The sequence below is a fragment of the Streptomyces varsoviensis genome, from assembly GCF_000718635.1.
In the GTDB taxonomy this organism is placed as follows: Bacteria; Actinomycetota; Actinomycetes; order Streptomycetales; family Streptomycetaceae; genus Streptomyces; species Streptomyces varsoviensis.
This window is the reverse complement of the sequence record NZ_JOBF01000112.1, coordinates 1-210: the sequence shown is the minus strand read 5'-3', so window position 1 is coordinate 210 and position 210 is coordinate 1. Positions and strand designations below refer to the sequence as shown.

Here is a 210-nt window from a genome sequence, read left to right as displayed (position 1 = left end):
TTCTCGACGCCGCCCTTGGCCTCCGTGAGCATGGACTTCTCCGCGGTGCGCAGCGAGGAGGGGTCGATCTTGAAGTCGCCGGAGGGCGTGTAGTTGTTCTGCGGGGCCTCCGAGCCGCTGTCGGAGCCGATGTCCTTCGGGTCGTCGTTGAAGGAGGGCGGCGCCGTCCAGGCGACCTTGTCGGTCGGCACCAGGCCGTCGAGGTTCTTG

At 67.6% G+C, this 210-nt stretch carries 1 protein-coding gene; it reads right to left on the bottom strand.

The genetic code is table 11. The features are described 5' to 3' along the window. The coding region (locus tag IF55_RS35830; RefSeq protein WP_037967708.1) for a hypothetical protein at positions 1 to 210 on the bottom strand (210 nt) is incomplete at both ends.